Genomic DNA, 17667 nt, shown 5'->3' on the forward strand with positions numbered 1-17667 from the left:
CTGCGTCTCAGTGCTTGCTGGACCAGCCGCTGTAGGCACCAACGTTGTCGCGGGTGATCAGTTTCGGCGTCAGCTGGGTGACCGGTTCAGCCGGCTTTTTGTCGTTGAGCAGGTCGTTGCCGATGACCACCGCCTGCTGCGCCATCGCCCACGGATCCTGGCTGGCCGAGGCCTGAATCGAGGTGTCGGCCTTGAGGGCCTGCTCGATGTCCGGCGCGCCGTCCACCGACGTAATGATGATGCCGCTGCGTTTCAGTTGCTTGGCGGCCAGGTCACTGCCGATCGCCTGAGGGTCGTTGATCGCGAACAGACCGTCGATTTTCGGGAAGCGAGTCAGGTAACCCTGCATCGCATTCAGGCCACCTTCGCGAGAGCCTTTGGCGTCCTGATCGTCGGAGAGAATCTTGATGTCCGGCGCAGCGGCGAAGGCCGATTTGCAACCGGCGACGCGGTCGGTCACGGCGGTGACTTGCGGGCCGTTCTGGATGATCACGTTGCCCTTGCCCGACAGCTTGTCGACGATGAACTGGCAGGCGAGTTTGCCCGCTTCGACGTTGTCGGTCTGCACGGTGGCGTCGACGCCGGCGGCGCTCACGTCCACGGCCACGACCTTGATGCCGGCGGCCTGGGCCTTCTTGATCGCTGAAGCAATGGCTTTCGGGTCCACGGCGTTGATCAGGATCAGATCGACGCCGGACGCAATGAAGTTATCAATCTGCGAAAACTGCTTGCTCAGGTCGTAATCGGCGGAGACGGAGGTCACTTTGACAGCGGGGTTGAGCTCCATGGCCTTGGCCTTGGCGCCGTCGGCCAGGGTGACGAAATACGGGTTGCCCAGGGAACCCAAGGTGATCCCGACGGATTTCAGCTCGCGGGCTTCGACGCCCTGAGACAGCAATGCCGCCAGGCACAGGGACACGACAGCGGGGAATTTGCGTTTGACGTTCATGGGTTCTCTCTTGTGATTATTGTCGGAGTCTTGGTTGAAACGCATGGAGCAAAACAGCGGTTGATCAGGTCCGCGCACCGGACTGGCGATAGCGATCCAGCGCCACCGCACCGATGATCACGATGCCTTTGATGATGTATTGCCAGATATCGGAGACGCCCAGCAGCACCAGGCCATTGGTCAGCACCGCGATGATCAGCGCACCGATCAGCGTGCCACCGATGGTGCCGACGCCGCCGGTGAAACTGGTGCCACCGAGGATGACCGCTGCAATGGCGTCCAGCTCGTAGGACTGGCCCAGCTGCAGCCCGTTGGCGGCGAACAGGCGCGAGGCACTCATCACTGCGCCGAGCCCGGCCAGCGCACCGGACACCGCGTAGACGAACAGCAACACCTTCCACACCTTGATCCCGGACAGCCGCGCCGCTTCGGGGTTGCCGCCCACCGAGTAGATCTGCACGCCCATCACCGTGCGGCGCAGGATGAACCACGAGACCGCGATGACCGCCACAGCGATGATCACCAGCCACGGCACGCCGAGCACCGAGTCGTTGCCGATGAAGGCAAACGGCAGGTCGGGATTGAACACGGTTTTGTCGTCGGCGAGCAGACGCGCCAGGCCGCGCATGGCCGTGAGCGCGCCGAGGGTAACGATGAACGGCGGCAGGCGCATGAACGCAATGAGCCCGCCGTTGACGAGCCCCAGCAGCAGGCCGAAACCCACGCCGGCGGCGATGCCAAACATGCCGAACTGCGGCGACATCGAGGCTTGCAGGGCAACCACCGCTGAAGCCGCGAGAATCGCGCCCACCGACAGGTCGATGCCGGCGGTCAGGATCACAAAGGTCATCCCCGCTGCCAACACGACGTTGACCGAGGCTTGCTGGGTGATGATCGAGAGGTTCTGCCAGCTCATGAAGGTGTCGGTCATCAGCGAAAAGCCGATCAACAACAGAATCAGCACCGGCAGCATGCCAACGGTGCGCATCAGTTCGCGCACGCGTTCACGCTTGCTGATGGCGGCAACGGTGGGCGAGTTTTCCAGGGGCAGACTCATGGCCTGGTTTCCTTTTTATTGTTGTTGAATGGGGTGGTCGGAAGTATCGCGGGCGCCGTGGGCCGCGGCGACTGCAGCGTTCTCGCTGCCTGTCGCCAGATCGATGATCCGTTCCTGAGATATCTCCTGCCCTGAGTGACCGCCGACTTCGGCCACCAGCTCGCCTTCACGCATGATCAGCACGCGGTCGCAGGTGCCGATGATTTCCGGCAGCTCGCTGGAGATCACTACAATGCCGACGCCGGCCTTGGCCAGTTCGTTGATGATTCGGTAGATCTCGGACTTCGAGCCGATGTCCACGCCGCGGGTGGGCTCGTCGAGAATCAGCACGTGAGGCTTGACCTCCAGCAGCCGCGCCAGCAGCACCTTCTGCTGATTGCCGCCGGACAGCGCGCCGACATTGACCTTGCCCGACGCCACGCGGATCGACAGCGAACGAATCGCCTCGATTGCCCGCTGTGCGCCACGGCCGCGATCCAGCACGCCACCGGCATGGGCGTCGGGCACGCAGGCGCAGACATTGATGTTGTCGCGCACGCTCATGTCGAGAAACAGGCCCTGGGCCTTGCGATCTTCGGTCAGGTAAACCACGCCGGCTCGGATGGCGTCAGCGGGGTTGCGTAAATCAGTGATCGCCTTGCCAGCAACTTCGAGGGTGCCGGAGGTGCGTGGGTCGGCGGCGAAAATCAATCGCGCCAGTTCCGTGCGCCCTGCCCCGACCAGTCCGGCAATGCCCAACACCTCGCCGGCGTGCAGGTCAAAACTGCACGGCTTGACGCGCTTGCCGTCGGCCATATCCCGCACGCGCATCACCACCGCGCCGGGGTCGTAAGCGGCGTGCTCTTTCTTGTAGAAACCGGACAGGTCGCGGCCGACCATCATCTTCACCAGCGCCTCGGCCGACAGCGCGTCACGCTCCAGCATGCCCACGTACTCGCCGTCGCGCAGCACCGAGACCCGGTCAGACAGCTCGTAGATTTCGGCCATGCGATGGCTGATGTAAATGATTGCCAGGCCCTGATCACGCAGCTGTTTGATCAGCGCGAACAGGCGGTCGGTCTCCCGGGACGACAGCGGCGTGGTCGGCTCGTCCATCACCAGGATCTTCGCGTTCGCGTGCAGCGCCCGGGCAATCTCGACCAGTTGCCGCTCGGCAATGGACAGCACGCTGACGGTGGTCGACGGTTTGAAATCGGCGCCCAGTCGCACCAGTACGTCAACGCAGCCGGCTTCCATCGCCTTGCGGTCGATGCTCCAGCCACGGCGCAATTCGCGGCCCAGGTAAATGTTCTCGGCGACGCTGAGGTTCGGGCAGAGGCTCAGTTCCTGATAAATCACGGCGATGCCGCGCGCTTTGGCAGACAACGGGTCGAATGCGCTCAGGGCCTGGCCGTCGATACGGATCTCGCCGCCGGCGTCGGCCTGGTAAGCGCCGGACAGGATCTTCATCAGCGTCGACTTACCCGCGCCGTTCTCGCCCATCAGCGCATGAACTTCACCGGCGTAAACCTTCAGGGCCACATCTTTCAGCACGCGCAGGCCGTTGAAGGTCTTGGAAATGGCGGTCATTTCCAGCACGGGCTGGGGAGTCAGAGAGAGGACGGCGCTCATGGCCGGACGGCCGATGATTCCGAGGGGACAAACGCGGACAGCACACGCGGCAATCGAGCAGACGAGCTGATCATGTGAATCTCCGAGGCTTCTTGTTTTTATGTCTGGGCCACCTCTTCGCGGGTGGCACTCGGGTGCTTTGAAATATTTCGGAACAGCTGAATCCTAAAACAGCTGAATCGATTCACGCAAGCGCTTGCTTCGGTATTTACCGTTTGGGGTTTGCAGCGGAAGGTCTGGCCCCTTCGCGGCTGAAGCGGTCCTACCAGTCGCGGCAGAGGTCAGCCCTGCGCTTGATCGTCCCCACGCTCGGCGTGGGGATGCAGCCTGTGACGCTCCGCGTCACCTCCCGTTCTCGAATGCGCGTCTTCTGCTGGACGCGGAGCGTCCGGGGCGGCGTTACCACACAGAGCGTGGGAACGATCGGTCGACGATACCAGCGCTCAGGCCAGAACCTCGAGTCCATGCTTTTGAACGATGCTCAGCAGCTTCAACCCCATGCCACCGGGACGCTTCGACCCCGCTTCCCACTGTTTGATCGTGGAGGTACTGGTGTTCAGATAGCGGGCAAACACCGGCTGGCTGACATGACTTCCCTCGCGAATGGCTTTGATCTGTGCCGGGTCTATCGCAGCCGGGACCTCGGCGATGCAGTGCTGATCAAACTCGCGCATTGTGGCCTTGTCGATGGCACCGATACCCAGCAGAGCAGTGGCGGACTCATGCACCGAGGCCAGCGCGTCGCTCTTAATTCTTTTCTTCATGACAGATCTCCGTGAAATCCTGTCGATCCAGGAGCAGTTGCAGTGCCGGAAATACTACCACTTAGTGGTATATGACGTATTCAGTGGGACCGGCTTCAGCCGGGAAGAGGCCGGAGTGTTCACCCTCAACTCTCGGTGTAATGCAAACGCCTTCCCGGCTGAAGCCGGTCCCGCCGTGGGCTCCGTAGGTCAGTTACATCGGGGTGCAATGGCAAATCAAAGCACGTCGCTCGTCGAGGTGAGACGTTTCAGCCTGAATTTGCGGTAGCATTGCTGGCATTTCGATGACGGCCTGAATCAGGAAGCCTTATGTCCAGAATTTCCCACTCCGCTTTGCGTCGCAAATTCCGTGAGCAGCTGGCTTCGCAGCACTGCGTCGAGACAGCTTCAGTTTTCGATCCCATGTCGGCGCGCATTGCGGCGGATCTGGGGTTTGAGGTCGGGATTCTGGGGGGGTCGGTGGCGTCGCTGCAGGTGTTGGCAGCGCCGGATTTCGCACTGATTACCCTGAGCGAGTTCGTCGAGCAGGCCACCCGGATCGGTCGTGTCGCGCAGTTGCCTTTTATCGCCGACGCCGACCATGGCTACGGCAACGCCCTGAACGTCATGCGCACCGTGGAAGAACTGGAGCGCGCCGGTGTGGCGGCGCTGACCATCGAAGACACCTTGCTGCCCGCGCAATTCGGGCGCAAATCCACGGACCTGGTGTCCATCGAAGAAGGCATCGGCAAGGTCAAGGCCGCCCTTGAAGCCCGCGTCGACCCGGAACTGACGATCGTCGCCCGGACCAACGCGGGCGTGCTGCCGGTCCAGGACATCATCGAGCGCACCCTGGCCTACGAAAAGGCCGGCGCCGACGGCATCTGCATCGTGGGCATCAAGGACTTCAAGCATTTGGAACAGATTTCGGAAAAGCTCAGCGTGCCACTGATGCTGGTGACCTACGGCAATCCCGAGCTCAATGACCCTCAGCGCCTGGCCGATCTGGGCGTACGCGTGGTGGTCGCGGGTCACGCGGCCTACTTCGCTGCGATCAAGGCCACCTACGACAGCCTCCGCGCCCAGCGCCAGGTCACCCACAGCACCTCGAACCACAGCGCCACCGAGCTGACCCACACCTACACCTTCCCGGAAAACTACGTGGCCTGGGCCAAGGATTTCATGGATGTGAAAGAGTGAGGCTGCGGCGTGGCGCATGATTGCGTCACGCCTCCTGCGCGCTTCATGCAGTTCCCGCTGCGGTCCGCGACACCTTCCACGCCAACAGCGCGGCGATCAGCAGGAACACCCCGCTCGCGATAAACGTCGCCCGCCAGCCCCTCAGTCTTTTTTAACCGGCCCGGCCAGGTACGTCTGCTCGGTCACCGGCTCCAGCCAGTCCACCGGCTTGCCGTCCAGCGCTTCATTGACCGCGACGTGTTGCATGGCGGTGGTGTCGGTCGCGCCGTGCCAGTGACGGCGGCCGCAGTTGCACCAGATCAGATCGCCCGGGCGGATTTCGGTTTTCGGCCGGCCTTCGCACTGGGTCCAGCCGACGCCGTCGGTGACCAGCAGGATCTGGCCCAGGGGGTGGGTGTGCCAGTTTGTCCGCGCGCCGGGCTGGAAATTCACGATGGCCAGGCCGACCCGCGCCGGTGCCGGCGCGTTGAAAATCCGGTCGATGCGCACGTCGCCGGTGAACCAGTCTGCCGGGCCCTTGATGGCCTTGGCCGAGCCGGCGCGGTGGATTTGCATGTCTTCAGCAGATAGATCAGTTGAGCTCATAGCGGCCTCCAGAAAGTGTTCAGGCAGCGTAACAAGGGCGCATTACCGACAGTATCCGTAGAATGCTTCGATCAACATGAAGGAGCGCTTCGCAATGGCGGATTACAAACTCGATGACCTGGCGGTGTTCGTTGCAGTGGGCCGCGAAGGCAATTTCACCCGCGCCGCCGCCGCGCTGGGCATCTCACCCTCCGCGGTCGGCCAGACCATGCGCTTGCTCGAAGAGCGTCTTGGCGTTCGCTTGCTCACCCGCACCACCCGCAGCGTGACCCGCACCGAGGCCGGCGAGCAGTTATTCAAGGGCCTGGCGCCGCTGCTCGACAGCATCGAGGAACAGGTCGACGCCGCCATCGACCACAGCGGCCGCCCGTCCGGCACGGTGCGCATCACCGCCGACGAGTTCGCTGCGCGTTACGTGCTGTGGCCACGCCTCAAACCCCTGCTCGATCAATACCCTGACATGACCATCGAGCTGGTCACCGACTACGGCCTGACCGACATCGTTGCCCAGCGCATGGACGCCGGCGTGCGCCTGGGAGACACCCTTGCGGCGGACATGATCGCCGCGCCCATTGCCCCGCCGTTGCGGCTGATGACCGTGGCGTCCCCCGAGTACCTCGCGCGGCACGCCATGCCGCGGGTGCCGGAGGACTTGCCCCGCCATCGCTGTATCAACCTGCGCCTGCCCACCCATGGCGCGCTGTATCAATGGGAGTACGCCAAAGACGGCCGCGACATCCGCGTGCGTGTCGACGGCCCGTTGATCATGAACAGCGTGTTTCAGATTCTTCAGGGGTGCCTGGACGGCGTCGGTCTGGCGCAGCTTCCCGAGGGGCTGGTGGACGGGCACATCAAGCAGGGCGAACTGGTGGAAGTGCTCGCCGATTGGTGCGAGCCGTTCGAGGGCTATCACCTGTACTACCCCAGCCGGCGCCAGCACACGGCAGCGTTTCGTGTGGTGCTGGAGGCGCTGCGAATCAATCCGCTGGCGTGAAAATGCGGATCAAAAGTCGAAGCTGAACTGGTCCTGGGAACTGAGATCGATGGTCCGCGAGATCACGAACGGCAGGATCGCGTCGGCAATCGGCTGCAGCTGTTTGCTGATGTAGTGGTCGTAGTCGATCGCCGCCGTCCGCACTTCCAGCGGCTCGGGTCCGGCCACCGTGATGACGTAGCTGATCCAGCCGCCGTTCTGGTACTGCAACGGCCGACCCTGCTGGCGGTTGTACTCATCGGCCAGCCGCGCGGCGCGCACATGGGGGGGCACGTTGCGCTCGTAATCGTCGAGGGCCCGGCGCAGACGCTTGCGGTAGATCAGTTGGCCGTCGAGCTCGCCGGCGAGGGTTCGGCCCACGTACTCGCGAATGTATTCCTGAAACGGCTGACGCTGAAAAATCCGCAGGTACAGCTCTTGCTGGAAGGTCCGGGCCAGCGGCGACCAATCGGTGCGCACCACCTCCAGCCCCTTGTAGACCATTTCGTCTTTGCCATCGGCGCGGGTGACCAATCCCGCATAGCGCTTCTTGCTGCCCTCCTCCGCGCCGCGAATGGTCGGCATGAGAAAGCGCTTGAAGTGGGTTTCGAATTGCAGCTCGAGCGCACTCTCCAGCCCGTAAGCCTCTTTCACATGAGCGCGCCACCAGTCGTTGACCTGCCGGACCAGCGCGGTACCGATCTGCGCGGCATCGTCTTGCGCGTGGGCTTTTTTCAGCCAGACGAACGTCGAGTCGGTGTCGCCGTAAATCACTTCATAACCCTGGGCTTCGATCAGCAGCCGGGTCTGGTGCATGATCTCGTGCCCCCGCAGGGTGATGGACGACGCCAGTCGTGTGTCGAAAAAACGGCAACCGCTGGAACCCAGCACACCGTAGAAGGCGTTCATGATGATTTTCAGCGCCTGGGACAGCGGCGCATTGCGCTCGCGCTTGGCGACCTCGCGCCCTTCGGCCACCCGCGAGACGATGGCCGGCAGACAGTGCCGGGTCCGGGAAAAACGCGCGCCGCGGAAGCCTTCCACCGACTCACTGTCGTCGGGATGCTTGAGGCCTTCGATCAAGCCCACGGGGTCAATCAGGAACGTGCGGATGATCGACGGATACAGGCTTTTGTAATCAAGGACCAACACCGATTCGTACAGCCCGGGACGTGAATCCATGACGAAACCGCCGGGGCTCGCCTCCGGCATGCGCTCGCCCAGGTTCGGCGCGACGAAGCCCTGGCGGTGCATCAGCGGGATGTACAAATGCTCGAATGCGGCCACCGAACCGCCGTTTCGATCCACCGGCAGGCCGGTCACCGTGGCGCGCTCGAGGAGAAAGGTCAGCAGCTCGGTTTTGGCGAAAATCTGCGTGACCAGTTCGCAGTCCTTGAGGTTGTACCGCGCCAGCGCGGGCTTGTCCTCGGCGAACATGCGGTTGATCTCGTCCATGCGCTGATACGGATTGTTGATGGCTTTGCCTTCTCCCAGCAGCGTCTGCGACACGTTTTCCAGGCTGAACGAGGGAAAGCTCCAGGTCGCCGAACGCAGCGCCTCGATGCCGTCGATGATCAGCCGCCCGGCCGCCGCCGCGAAGAAGTGATTGTTGCGTGCGCCATGTTCGCGCCAGGTCATCACCTCGCCGCCCCGGCCCAGCCGCAGCGGCACATTCAGGCGCCGCGAGTGCTCGTGCAGCACACGCAGATCGAACTGCACGACGTTCCAGCCGATGATCCCGTCCGGGTCATGGCGGGCCATCCATTCGTTGAGTTTTTCCAGCAGGGCGACCCGGGTGTCGCAGTATTCGAGCTTGAAATTCACCTGGGCGTCATCGCCGTTGGCCGGGCCAAGCATGTACACCTGACGCTCGCCGCAGCCGTGCAGGCCGATGCAATACAGCTCGCCGCGCTCGGTGGTTTCGATGTCCAGCGACACCAGTTTCAGGGTCGGTCGGTAACCCGGATCAGGCTTGAGTTGCGCGTCCAGCAACAGGCCATTGGCGTCCGGCCGCCCGCCGAACTGCACCGGCGCGGTGATGAAACGCTCCATCAGGTAGCGCTCGGGCGGACGCACGTCGGCTTCGTAGACGTCGACGCTGGCTTTGCGCAAATCACTTTCGAGGTTCATCAACTGGCGATGCTGACGGGTGTAGAGCCCCATCACCGGACGATGGCGAAAATCACACAGCGCCAGCGGCTTGAGCTCGACATGGCGCTCGCTGCGCAACACGGCTTCGGCGCGCTCGCGGTGCTGCGCCGGGATAAACGCGACGGAGGTCTGATACGGCAGGCGCACCTGGCGCGGACCCTCATCGGTGGCCAGCCAGAATTCCACCTCGGTGCCGGCGTCCGTGTCGCGCCAATGCCGGGTCAGGACGAAGCCCTGCTGTAAATCCACCGCTGCAACCTCGTCGCTGTTTATTTCAGACGAGGATTCTACGGTGAATGCTGCAGGAAAGCGCGGCGGTTCCGGGAAAGCGCCATGCCCGGCCGATGGCCTGTCAGCCAGAAGCGGCTCTCCCGGAAAATCCGCCCCACGGGCAGTGCATGACGACCTATGCTGCGGGAACGATGTGGGTCCCTGGACATCACAACAACTCGACCATCATCTGAGGGATCCAGCATGCACGTTCGACGTACCGCCCTGAGCGCTTCCATCCTCGCCGCCCTGTTTGCCTGCGGCGCCTATGCCGCCGACGTCACCCCCGAGCCATTGTTAAAGAAGGCCGAGGCCGAGCAGATACCTTATCTGGCCACGGTCAAGCAACTGGTCAACATCGACACCGGAACCGGTCAGGCGGCGGGCCTGAAAATGGTCAGCGCGGTGCTGGTCGAGCGGCTCAAAGCCCTGGGCGCAACAGTCGAGACCACACCGGCGACGCCTTCGGCGGGGGATAACATCGTCGGCACCCTCAAGGGCACGGGCAGCAAGTCCTTTCTGCTGATGATCCATTACGACACCGTGTTCGGCCCGGGCACCGCCGCCAAGCGGCCGTTCCGCGTCGATGGTGACCACGCCTACGGCCCCGGCGTCGCCGACGCCAAAGGTGGCGTGGCCATGGTGCTGCATACCTTGAAGCTGCTCGAGGACGAGAAATTCAAGGACTTCGCCACGATCACCGTGCTGTTCAACCCTGACGAAGAAACGGGCTCCGCCGGCTCGAAAACCCTCATCGCCGAACTGGCGCGCAAGCACGACTACGTGTTCTCGTTCGAGCCACCGGACAAGGACGCCGTGACGGTCGCGACCAATGGCATCAACGGCGTGTTCGTCGACGTCAAAGGCAAGTCCTCCCACGCCGGCTCCGCCCCGGAAGCCGGCCGCAATGCCGCCATGGAACTGGCCCACCAACTGGTGCAGCTCAAAGACCTGGGCGACCCGGCCAAGGGCACCACGGTCAACTGGACGCTGATCAAAGGCGGCGAGAAGCGCAACATCATCCCCTCCAGCGCTACGGCCGAAGGCGACATGCGCTACTCCGATCTGAGCGAATCCGACCGCGTGCTGGCTGACGGACTACGCATCGTGCAAGGCAAAATGATCGACGGCACCGACGTCACCTTCCGCCTCGACAAAGGCCGCCCGCCGCTGGCGAAAAACCCCGCCACCGACGACCTCGCCAAAATCGCGCAGGCAATCTACGCCAAAACCGGCCGCACCCTCGAACCCATCGCCATGCGCTTCGGCACCGACGCCGGTTACGCCTACGTACCCGACAGCCAGAAACCTGCCGTCCTCGAAACCATGGGCGTCGTCGGCGCCGGCCTCCACGCCGACGACGAATACATGGACCTCAGCAGCATTGCCCCCAGGCTGTACCTGACCGCGGCGATGATCATGGAATTGTCCGGGGAATAACGCAGGGCTCAAGACCGCAACTTTGATGCCCTGCGGGCCTTTCGCGAGCAAGGTGGAGCGCCACCCCGGTCGCTCCCACATTTGTTTAAACGTGCCATGGCCTGATAGACCGAGTTGCCAGCTTTTGGGCAACATCGGAAATTGGGCGGGGCCAAACAAGGCGGGCATTGAACGCAGGGCTGTAGACCGCAACTTTGATGCCCTGCGGGCCTTTCGCGAGCAAGCTCGCTCCCACATTTGTTTAAACGTGCCATGGCCTGATAGACCGAGTTGTCAGCTTTTGAGCAACATCGAAAATTGGGCGGGACCATACAAGACGGGCCTTGCAGGTGTTCCAGACTGCGGCGCTCAAGCCAGTCCCACGGAATAAACGCGTTAGCTCCGTAGGACCGGCTTCAGCCGGGAAGCTTTTGATCTGCTTCAGATCTGCTCTTGATCCGCTTTTGATTTTCCTACGAAGAAAGTCCAGACACCGCAGAACGCGACTTGGGTGCAGGAACCCTGACGAAAGAAGGGCCAAACCAGGAGCAGGCACCCTTGGCTGCTCTTTAAAATCGAGAGCGGGGCTTTATCAAGTAACTCGCCGAAGGCGAAACACGAGGCCGTTAGGCCGATGCCCTTGATCTGTTCCGCTGTTTCAGATATTCGACAACCGCCCCCTGATCCCCGGAAAACTCAACCCGCGCGTCCTTGCTGTCCCGCTGAAACGCATACATCGGATCGTAATACTCACTCAACATCCCGCTGATCCAGCCACGGTGCGAATCTACCGCCCCAGTGCGCGCCTGCTCGGCCAGCGCGCTGTCCATAATCGCCGCCAGCCGCTGATAACGCTCCCCGCCCAACCGCCGAACAATGCTCGACAGACTCTGTTTCAGCCGCTCGGCGTACGCCGCAAAACCCGTTTCAACGCCCTGCACGGCGATGAACTCCGCACACAGATCCGTCACGTAATCCTTCAGAATCCGCTCGACGCGGCTGTCAAAACTGTCCTCCAGCCACACCAGCGGCGCGTCCTGCATCGTCCGGTACAGCTCAAGGGGCACAGCGCGACTGCCCACGATGCGCCCCTCATCCTCGACCACAAACTGGTCGAGCTGCCGGGCGCGCTTCTTGAGAATGTCGACCGCCAGCAGGTTCTCGAAATCGATCTGTCCCGGTTGCGGCGTCGCGTGTTTGCCGAAGCTCGAACCGCGATGATTCGCATGCCCTTCCAGATCCAGGCCGTTGTCGAGCTGCTGCAGCACTTCGGTCTTGCCGCTGCCGGTCAAGCCGCCGATCAGCACGAAATCGCACTCGGCCACCGCCTGTTCGGTCACTTCGATCAAAAAGCTGCGCATTGCCTTGTAACCACCGATGACCCGGGGGTACTCGATGCCCGCTTCGCTCTTGAGCCACTGCTGAGTGATCTGCGAACGCAGGCCGCCGCGAAAGCAATAGAGAAACCCCTCCGGGTGGTTGCGGGTAAAACTCGCCCACGCGTCGATTCGCGCCTGTTTCAGCTCGCCAGCCACCAGCTTGTGGCCCAATTCGATCGCCGCCTGCTGACCGTCCTGCTTATAGCTGGTGCCGACCTTCTGCCGCTCGACGTCATTCATCAGCGGCAGATTGACCACGCCAGGGAACGCGCCCTTGGTGAATTCCACTGGTGCGCGGACGTCCATCATCGGCACGTCGCGGAGGAAAATCTCGCGCAGGTCGGCGCTGTTGTCGCGCATCAGAACACCTCGACCGCGAGTGGCTGTCGCTCGATCAGTTCGCCGATCGGCGCAAGGCTCAGGCCCAGTTCTTCTGCCATGGCGAGGAACGCCGCTTCTTCGGCAGGCTCGACGGCAATCAGCAGGCCGCCGCTGGTTTGCGGATCGCAGAGCAGCAATTTTTGTGCCTCGGTCAACGGGCCGATGCGCTCGCCATAACTGTCGTAATTGCGGTGGGTACCGCCGGGGACGCAGTCCTGCTCGATGTAGAAATCGACGCTGCCCAGACGCGGCACGGCGGCAGCGTTCAGTCGTGCAGTGACCTGACTGCCGTCGGCCATTTCGACCAAATGGCCGAGCAAGCCGAAGCCGGTGACGTCGGTCATGGCCGTCACGCCGGCCAGTCGGGAAAAACGGCTGCCGGGCTTGTTCAGTGTGCACATCACGTCGCGGGCCAGGCCGATGTCTTCGTCGCGCAGCAGGCCTTTTTTCTCGGCCGTGGTCAGGATGCCAATGCCCAAGGGCTTGGTCAGGAACAGCTTGCAGCCGACGGTGGCGGTGTCGTTGCGCTTCATGAAGCGCTTTTCAACGAGGCCCGTGACAGCCAGACCGAAAATCGGCTCTGGCGCATCGATGGAGTGACCGCCCGCCAACGGGATGCCCGCTGCATCGCATACGGCACGCCCGCCGCGGATGACTTCGCGGGCGACTTCCGGGGCCAGCACGTTGACCGGCCAGCCGAGAATGGCGATGGCCATCAACGGATCGCCGCCCATGGCGTAGATGTCGCTGATGGCGTTGGTCGCGGCAATGCGGCCGAAGTCGAACGGGTCGTCGACGATGGGCATGAAGAAATCGGTGGTGGACACCACGCCCTTTTCGTCGTCGATAGCATAGACCGCCGCGTCATCGCGGGAGGCGTTGCCGACCCACAGGCGCGGGTCGAGGTTCTGCGCGCCGCTGCCGGCGAGAATGGTTTCCAGCACCTTGGGCGAGATCTTGCAGCCGCAGCCGGCGCCGTGACTGTATTGGGTAAGACGAATCGGGTCGGTCATGGGGAGCCCCTGAGTTTCAAGGCGCCGAAGTCTAACAGAGGCGCCAGTGGGTTGAAGGGTTGCTGGATGGCTGGAGCGCTGGATGTCGGGACACGCGATTTTCGTAGGACCGGCTTTAGCCGGGAAGGCGCCAGATGCCACACCGCAGAATTGATGGCGTGCGCACCTGCCTCTTCCCCGCTGAAGCCGGTCCCACTAAGAGAATCGAGTTCATACAATGAGCTCGGCGTGGCCCTTTTCAGCCGCGAGCCATGCGCCTCGCGGTCAGCACTTGCGCGAGCATGAGGGTGCCGACACACAGCAGCGCCTCCCGCAAACCGATGACATGCGCCGCGAAACCAATCAACGCCGGCCCCAGCAAAATCCCGCAATAGCCAATGCCGGTAATCACCGCAATCGCCAGCCCCGCCGGCATTTTGGTCTGTGCGCCAACGACCGAGCAATACACCGGAAAGGTGTTGGACAGCCCCAGACCGATCAGCGCGAAGCCCAGCAGGAATAGCGGCCACGGTTCCAGCAGGATCGCCATGGCAAACCCGACCATCACCAGCAGCCCGCCGCCAATCAGCAGGTTTACAGCGCCCAGGCGATCCCTCAACCAATCACCGGAAAACCGTCCCGCTGCCATGGTCAGCGAAAACACCGCATAGGCACCGCCGGCCACCGACAAATCAATCTGGTGCATGCGGTTCAGGAACACCGCGCTCCAGTCGAGCATCGCGCCCTCCACCAAGAGCGCGATGAAGCAGAGAACCCCGACGATCACCACTTTGGTGGTCGGCCGGGCGAAGGGTGCGGACGGATCGTCTGCGCCATGGGGCACGAGGTAGCGCGCGTGCCAGAGCAGCATTCCTGCAATCAGCGCCACCACCACGGCCACCGCCAGTAACGGCGACGCCCCCAGCCACAGAAGCCATGTCATCAGCAGCGCACTGCTGATGCCGCCCAGGCTGAACAGCCCGTGAAACCCCGACATCATCGGACGCCCGTGATCGCGCTCGACCATCAAGCCTTGCACGTTCATTGCCACGTCGATGCTGCCCAGCCCGGCGCCGAACACCGCCAGGGCCACTGCCAGCGCCGGCAGTGAGGACAGCGTGGCGAGCAACGGCAGCATGCAGCAGATCAAGGCGCCGCCAATCAACGAGACAAAACGGCAGCCCTTGCGGGTGGTCAGCATCCCCGCCAGCGGCATCGCCAACATCGAACCGAGGCCGAAGCACAACAGCAGCAGGCCAAGCTGGGCTTCTTCAAGTCCGGCCCGGTCGCGGGCGAATGGCACCAGTGGCGCCCACGCGCCCAGGGACATCCCGGACAGCAGAAACGTCAGGCGATAACTCCAGAGGTGAACGAAGACGGGGGCACGAACGGATTGGGCAACTGACACAGAAAACGACCTGAACAGGTCTGCGCGAGCGGCAGACGGTGAATAAAAAAAGCGATCCTTCGCTGAACGTATTCCTTCGCAGGATCGGCTTCAGCCGGAGAGAGGCCAGTATCAAGACCCTGATTTCTGCAGCGTGACACCTGGCGCCTTCCCGGCTAAAGCCGGTCCCACTAACAGCAGCACGTGCACTCAATGGGACCGGCCCAGCCCTGCAGATGTGCACTATCTCCCGTAGGACCGGCTTCAGCCGGGAAGAGGCCAGTTTGAGCACCCTCATTTCAGGGTGTGACCACCGACGCCTTCCCGGCTAAAGCCGGTCCTACCTAGAGAAGAAGCCAGCTCCGCAACCAATCACATCATCGGTGCTGCCATGCTGACCACGCGCAGCGCGAGGCCTTCGTAGGCGTCCAGCGTGATGGTGAATTCACCCTCTTCGGTCAGGTCGCCTTCGACCCGTTCGTTGATGATGTCCACCACCGGCCCCGGGGCGATGCCCGGCAGGTGCAGGGTCTCGACGATGGCTTCTGCGCTAAAGTTCAGCGCCGTGATCTGGGTGCCCTTCCCGGCCGGCAGTTCGTGCACCATGATCAGCAGACCCGGGTGTTCGACGTCGGGAATCAGAATCTGCCGGCTGGCGGCGATGTCATAGGCGCGGCGCACGGCCAGCAGTTTCTTCAGCTGCGAGGCGAACGAGTCCGGCCGCTTCAATTGCTCGACCAGGCTGCCATACAGCGCGCGAGCCCGTGGCATACCGCCCTCCGAGATCTCGCAGTCCGGGTCCATGTCGACCAGATCATAGCCACCGCGATGGATCCAGCGTGTGTCGCCGTCCCCCATCAGGTGCTCAACCTGCTCGACCGGCAGCGGCAAGGCGCCCACCAGGTCCCAGCCCGACAGCGCGAACACGCCCGGTTGCATGGCGTTGAACATCACCAGCAGCAAATGGATGTGCTGGATCTTGTCGATGTCGGCGGCGGTCATGCTGTCCAGTTCACGAATGCCCAGGGCCGCGGTGATGATGCTCGCCGTGGTGCACGACACGCCGTTGGTGACGAACTTCAGGTTGTAGGGCGCATGCTCGCCCGCCAGACGCTCGTACATCTCCTCGCGAATGTGCTCGCGCAGGATATTCCCCGGGAAGGTCTGACCCTGATACAGGTATTGATCGTGGCCATGCAGCGTCCAGAAATGCACCAGCTCCAGGGTCAGTTCATCGTGGTTCTGCAGGGCGTGAATCAGCGACGCAGGGTCGATGCCGAACTCATGGACCTGACGCAACATCAGGCGCAGGAACTCCGTGCGGCCGGTCAGCAGCGCGTGCTGATACGCCGGGCGGGTGATGAAGTCATAGGACAGGTCAGCGCCGCCGTGGGACATCGCCGCGATGTCATCGATGGTCAGGTTCAGCTCCTGAAAGCTGAAGCCGCCGGCCTTGCGAATGGCGCCGGCCAGCAACTGATTGCCGGTGATCGACAGCGGATGGCTCTCCGACCACGCCGTGCCGTCGGCCTTGCGTTCGACGCCGAGGAAGCCGTTGGCGTCCAGTCGCAACACCCGCGCGCCCATGACGTCGATGGCGTGCAAGGCATCGCCGATGATCATCTGCTGCGCGGCGAAACTTGGGTCCAGCCAGTTCAGCGACGGCTGGCCTTCTTTGAAGTAGTGCAGATAGACCCAGCGGCGGTCCTTGCCGTCGACGCCGGTGACGATGGGCGTGGCGCTCCAGTCGGTTTCCTTGACGCCGGGTTCGAAGAAAATCACCCGCTGCAACTGACCGACGATGTAATGCTTGTCGCGCAGCGCATCAACGGTGGCAGGCTGAAGGTTGACGGCGTCGCGGCCGGCCGGGACTTCCGGGAGCAGCGACCAGTCCTCTTCCTTGATCTCCACCATGTGGTAGAGGCCCGGGTACTCTTCGTAGGCCATCTCGGCCAGGCGGAAATCCGCGCCTTTGCCGGTGTGGGAAGGGATCACGTCATCGACGACGATCGCGTTGTGCGCGGCGGCGATGCGGCTGAGGTTGAGAAACTGCGCGTCGGTGCCCAGTGACGAATCCACCTCAAAGCTGATGCGGTCGAAGTTGCCGTCGATGCTCGGCGTGCGCTCGCGCCCTTTCAAACCGCCGGAGGCTTTCAACGGGCCGTTGTGAATGCCCTGAATGCCGACTTCCGACAGCGCGTGCCAGAGGGTTTCATCGGCGAGCGCTTCGAGCACCGAACCGCCTTCGCGGGTGATGATCGACGCCGGATACGCCGTGAACCAGACCGAGCCGATGGCCGAGGCATCCCTCGGACGGGCCTGGGCGTAAGGCCGCTGCCAGAGACGGCCCTGGCCGCCATACAGTTTTGCGCGTTGCTTCGCGGCGTTGAGCATCGATTGCTCAACCAGCCATTCGACGTACTGCTTGTCCGGGGTGGTCATGTATTCGGGGTTCCATCTTCAAGTGGATGGGAGCGGCGGTCCAACGGCTCTGCGAGCGCTGTCCGGACCGTCCTGCCTGGGCGTGTCAGGTTTATGCCTAACTCTAAGAGCACCTTGGCGCGTAAACG

13 protein-coding genes are annotated in these 17667 nt (G+C 62.9%); 3 read left to right on the plus strand and 10 right to left on the minus strand.

Annotation, left to right across the window (positions count from 1 at the left end; genetic code table 11):
* Positions 1 to 7: 7 nt before the first annotated feature.
* From FX982_RS21335 to FX982_RS21350, 4 genes are all read right to left on the minus strand, one after another.
* Positions 8 to 949, minus strand: a complete 942-nt coding sequence (locus tag FX982_RS21335) for an ABC transporter substrate-binding protein (RefSeq protein WP_172612480.1) — start codon at positions 947 to 949, stop codon at positions 8 to 10.
* A 64-nt stretch (positions 950 to 1013) separates the two neighbouring features.
* A complete protein-coding gene (locus FX982_RS21340; protein WP_172612481.1) occupies positions 1014 to 2006 on the minus strand; it encodes an ABC transporter permease subunit in 993 nt (330 codons plus the stop codon).
* A 15-nt stretch (positions 2007 to 2021) separates the two neighbouring features.
* Complete coding sequence (locus FX982_RS21345; RefSeq protein ID WP_438826291.1) at positions 2022 to 3617, minus strand: sugar ABC transporter ATP-binding protein; 1596 nt, start codon at positions 3615 to 3617, stop codon at positions 2022 to 2024.
* Between the two features lie 443 nt (positions 3618 to 4060).
* Positions 4061 to 4381, minus strand: a complete 321-nt coding sequence (locus FX982_RS21350) for a helix-turn-helix domain-containing protein (protein WP_172612482.1) — start codon at positions 4379 to 4381, stop codon at positions 4061 to 4063.
* Between the two features lie 309 nt (positions 4382 to 4690).
* Here FX982_RS21350 and FX982_RS21355 point away from each other — a divergent pair, with 309 nt between their 5' ends.
* The gene (locus FX982_RS21355) at positions 4691 to 5560 is read left to right on the plus strand and encodes an isocitrate lyase/PEP mutase family protein (RefSeq protein ID WP_122624081.1); all 870 of its coding nucleotides are present in this window, start codon (positions 4691 to 4693) and stop codon (positions 5558 to 5560) included.
* Between the two features lie 141 nt (positions 5561 to 5701).
* Here FX982_RS21355 and FX982_RS21360 read toward each other — a convergent pair whose 3' ends face one another.
* Positions 5702 to 6145: a (R)-mandelonitrile lyase gene (locus FX982_RS21360; protein WP_172612483.1), complete on the minus strand. Its 444-nt coding sequence runs from the start codon at positions 6143 to 6145 to the stop codon at positions 5702 to 5704.
* Positions 6146 to 6239: 94 nt separating this feature from the next.
* Between FX982_RS21360 and FX982_RS21365 the strand changes: the two genes are divergently transcribed.
* On the plus strand, positions 6240 to 7139 hold the full coding sequence (locus FX982_RS21365; RefSeq protein ID WP_172612484.1) for a LysR family transcriptional regulator: 900 nt from the start codon (positions 6240 to 6242) through the stop codon (positions 7137 to 7139).
* Positions 7140 to 7148: 9 nt separating this feature from the next.
* Here the strand turns inward: FX982_RS21365 and FX982_RS21370 are convergent, their stop codons facing one another.
* A complete protein-coding gene (locus FX982_RS21370; RefSeq protein WP_172612485.1) occupies positions 7149 to 9518 on the minus strand; it encodes a DNA polymerase II in 2370 nt (789 codons plus the stop codon).
* A gap of 225 nt (positions 9519 to 9743) precedes the next feature.
* Here FX982_RS21370 and FX982_RS21375 point away from each other — a divergent pair, with 225 nt between their 5' ends.
* Positions 9744 to 10979 carry a M20/M25/M40 family metallo-hydrolase gene (locus FX982_RS21375; RefSeq protein WP_172612486.1) on the plus strand — a complete coding sequence of 412 codons (1236 nt, stop codon included), beginning with the start codon at positions 9744 to 9746 and terminating at the stop codon, positions 10977 to 10979.
* 605 nt (positions 10980 to 11584) lie between these two features.
* On the opposite strand, the gene mnmH is transcribed toward FX982_RS21375, so the two are convergent.
* The 4 genes from mnmH to treS form a co-directional block, all read right to left on the minus strand.
* The gene (gene mnmH, locus FX982_RS21380) at positions 11585 to 12697 is read right to left on the minus strand and encodes a tRNA 2-selenouridine(34) synthase MnmH (protein ID WP_172612487.1); all 1113 of its coding nucleotides are present in this window, start codon (positions 12695 to 12697) and stop codon (positions 11585 to 11587) included.
* Positions 12697 to 13731, minus strand: a complete 1035-nt coding sequence (gene selD / locus FX982_RS21385; protein WP_172612488.1) for a selenide, water dikinase SelD — start codon at positions 13729 to 13731, stop codon at positions 12697 to 12699. Before selD ends, mnmH begins: the two co-directional genes overlap by 1 nt.
* 238 nt (positions 13732 to 13969) lie before the next feature.
* Positions 13970 to 15118 carry an MFS transporter gene (locus FX982_RS21390; protein ID WP_254074846.1) on the minus strand — a complete coding sequence of 383 codons (1149 nt, stop codon included), beginning with the start codon at positions 15116 to 15118 and terminating at the stop codon, positions 13970 to 13972.
* 351 nt (positions 15119 to 15469) lie between these two features.
* Complete coding sequence (treS, locus tag FX982_RS21395) at positions 15470 to 17539, minus strand: maltose alpha-D-glucosyltransferase (protein WP_172612489.1); 2070 nt, start codon at positions 17537 to 17539, stop codon at positions 15470 to 15472.
* Between the last annotated feature and the right edge of the window lie 128 nt (positions 17540 to 17667).

This window comes from Pseudomonas graminis (assembly GCF_013201545.1).
Lineage (GTDB): Bacteria > Pseudomonadota > Gammaproteobacteria > Pseudomonadales > Pseudomonadaceae > Aquipseudomonas.

Bases quoted from the DNA above. Each gene is read 5' to 3' on its own strand.
- FX982_RS21335 (WP_172612480.1), bottom strand. From the start codon at position 949: ATGAACGTCAAACGCAAATTCCCCGCTGTCGTGTCCCTGTGCCTGGCG.
- FX982_RS21340 (WP_172612481.1), bottom strand. From the start codon at position 2,006: ATGAGTCTGCCCCTGGAAAACTCGCCCACCGTTGCCGCCATCAGCAAG.
- FX982_RS21345 (WP_438826291.1), bottom strand. From the start codon at position 3,617: ATGAGCGCCGTCCTCTCTCTGACTCCCCAGCCCGTGCTGGAAATGACC.
- FX982_RS21350 (WP_172612482.1), bottom strand. From the start codon at position 4,381: ATGAAGAAAAGAATTAAGAGCGACGCGCTGGCCTCGGTGCATGAGTCC.
- FX982_RS21355 (WP_122624081.1), top strand. From the start codon at position 4,691: ATGTCCAGAATTTCCCACTCCGCTTTGCGTCGCAAATTCCGTGAGCAG.
- FX982_RS21360 (WP_172612483.1), bottom strand. From the start codon at position 6,145: ATGAGCTCAACTGATCTATCTGCTGAAGACATGCAAATCCACCGCGCC.
- FX982_RS21365 (WP_172612484.1), top strand. From the start codon at position 6,240: ATGGCGGATTACAAACTCGATGACCTGGCGGTGTTCGTTGCAGTGGGC.
- FX982_RS21375 (WP_172612486.1), top strand. From the start codon at position 9,744: ATGCACGTTCGACGTACCGCCCTGAGCGCTTCCATCCTCGCCGCCCTG.
- mnmH (WP_172612487.1), bottom strand. From the start codon at position 12,697: ATGCGCGACAACAGCGCCGACCTGCGCGAGATTTTCCTCCGCGACGTG.
- selD (WP_172612488.1), bottom strand. From the start codon at position 13,731: ATGACCGACCCGATTCGTCTTACCCAATACAGTCACGGCGCCGGCTGC.
- treS (WP_172612489.1), bottom strand. From the start codon at position 17,539: ATGACCACCCCGGACAAGCAGTACGTCGAATGGCTGGTTGAGCAATCG.